Origin of the sequence: Arthrobacter sp. (genome assembly GCF_030540645.1) — a bacterium.
Classification (GTDB): domain Bacteria; phylum Actinomycetota; class Actinomycetes; order Actinomycetales; family Micrococcaceae; genus Specibacter.
On the sequence record NZ_JAUNVV010000156.1, the window covers coordinates 1 to 2,393 of the forward strand.

Below are 2,393 nucleotides of genomic sequence, written 5' to 3' on the forward strand. Positions count from 1 at the left end.
CGGCCCCGCGCGGGACTACAGTCCGAACGTCTCAGTTTCGGCGAACGGGCCCACTACGGTGATGGTGCGCGGTGAGTCGGCCAGTTCGCGGGCCAACGCCTGCACTTCGGCAGCAGTTACCTTGCGGATCCGTTCCAGCGATTCATCGAGGTCCAGGAATTCGCCTGTGACAAGCTCTGCGCGGCCCAGCCGGGACATGCGGGAGCTGCTGTCTTCAAGCCCCATCACAATGCCGCCGGAAAGCTGACCGACGGCCTTCTTCAATTCTGCAACCGTGATGCCAGCATCAGCCAGCTTGGCCAGTTCCTCGTTCAGCAGACCGATAACCTGGCCAACTTTGGCAGGGGCACAGCCTGCGTACATGCCAAAGTAGCCGGTGTCCGCGTAGGCGGAAGAGAAGGAGTAGGTGGAATACACCAGCCCGCGCTTCTCACGGATCTCCTGGAACAGGCGCGAGGACATGCCGCCGCCCAGAATGGCGTTCAGCACGCTCATGGTGAAGCGACGGGCGTCAGTGGCACGCATGGAAGGGCATCCCAGGATGATGTTGGCCTGCTCCACCTGCCGATTGATGACCTGCAACCCGGCGGTGCCCGTCACGGCGACGGCGGTACTGAGGCGGCGCGGCACGGGCACCACTCCGGCGTCCAGCGACCAACCTGCGGTACTCAGCGCTTCAAGGACGTTGGCGCAGACAGCGTCGTGATCCAAGCCGCCGGCTGCGGTAATGACCAGTGTTTCAGGCCGGTAGTTCTTTTGGTAGTGCGCCCACACTGATTCACGGGGCACTGCCTTAATGGCTTCGGGGGTGCCGCCAATGGGGCGGCCCAGCGTGTGCGCGCCGAGCACTGCGGCCACAAAATGTTCATGGGCAACGTCCGTGGGGTCATCGCCATCCATGGCGATTTCTTCCAGGATGACGTCGCGTTCCTGCTCCAGCTCGGCCGGATCAATCACAGCGGAGGTGACCATGTCAGCAATGACGTCGATGGCCATGGGCAGGTCGGTGTCGAGCACCCTTGCGTAGTAGCAGGTGCTCTCCTTCGCCGTCGCGGCGTTGGATTCTCCGCCCACCTCGTCAAAGGCGGACGCAATTTCCAACGCGGTGCGGCGCTTGGTGCCCTTGAACAGCAAGTGTTCAAGGAAATGGGTTGAGCCGTGTTGGCCCTCGAGTTCATCCCGAGAGCCAACACCAACCCAAAACCCAATTGTCGCGCTGCGCTGCCCGGGCATGGCCTCGGTCAAGACCCGCACGCCTCCTGGCAGGATTGAGCGGCGCACTACGGCGCCCCCGTCCGTGCCGGAGATGAGTGAGGATGCGTTGGAGGCCAAGCCGTCGGCAGTGCTGACTAGCGGCAAAAGGGTTATCGCCATGAATTACTCAGCAGCGCCTTCGGTAACAGCCTCGGCAGCTTCTGCTTCCTCGGCAACAACCGGGGAGAGTGAGAGCTTGCCGCGGTCATCGATCTTGGTGATTTCCACCTGGATCTTCTGGCCGACGGACACTACGTCATCAACGTTGTCCACGCGCTTGCCATTGGCCAGCTTGCGCAGCTCGGAGATGTGCAGCAGGCCATCCTTGCCCGGGGTGAGCGAGATGAATGCGCCGAACGTGGTGGTCTTGACAACCGTACCCAAGTAGCGCTCGCCAATTTCGGGAATCTGAGGATTCGCGATGGCGTTGATCGCTGAACGTGCGGCATCCGCTGAGGGGCCGTTCGTTGCACCGATGTAGACCGTGCCGTCATCTTCAATGGAGATGTCCGCGCCGGTGTCTTCCTGGATCTGGTTGATCATCTTGCCCTTGGGCCCAATGACCTCGCCGATCTTGTCAACGGGGATCTTGACCGCGATGACGCGGGGCGCGAACTCGGAGAGCTCGTCCGGGACGTCGATGGCGCTGGTCAGCACGCTCAGGATGTGCAAGCGGGCTTCGCGGGCCTGCTTCAAGGCAGCAGCCAGTACCGAGGCCGGGATGCCGTCGAGCTTCGTGTCCAGCTGGATGGCTGTGACGAACTCGGCTGTACCGGCGACCTTGAAGTCCATGTCGCCGAAAGCATCTTCGGCGCCGAGGATGTCGGTCAGGGCTGCGTAGCGGGTCTGGCCGTTAACCTGGTCGGAGACCAGGCCCATGGCGATGCCTGCAACGGGAGCCTTCAACGGCACACCGGCGTTGAGCAGCGACAGGGTCGATGCACAAACGGAGCCCATGGACGTTGAGCCGTTGGAGCTCAGTGCCTCGGAGACCTGGCGGATGGCGTAGGGGAATTCTTCACGCGACGGCAGCACGGGCACAATGGCGCGCTCTGCCAGGGCACCGTGGCCGATTTCGCGGCGCTTGGGTGAACCCACGCGGCCGGTTTCACCGGTGGAGTACGGCGGGAAGTTGTAGT

The 2,393-nt window shown here is 62.8% G+C and carries 2 protein-coding genes; both read right to left on the reverse strand.

Going from position 1 to position 2,393, the window contains the following annotated elements:
- Window positions 1-15 precede the first annotated feature (15 nt).
- Complete coding sequence (locus Q4P21_RS16180) at window positions 16-1,374, reverse strand: pitrilysin family protein (protein ID WP_303389745.1); 1,359 nt, start codon at window positions 1,372-1,374, stop codon at window positions 16-18.
- Between the two features lie 3 nt (window positions 1,375-1,377).
- Window positions 1,378-2,393, reverse strand: a 1,016-nt coding sequence (locus Q4P21_RS16185) for a polyribonucleotide nucleotidyltransferase (protein ID WP_303389746.1), incomplete at its 5' end; no start/stop codon positions are given.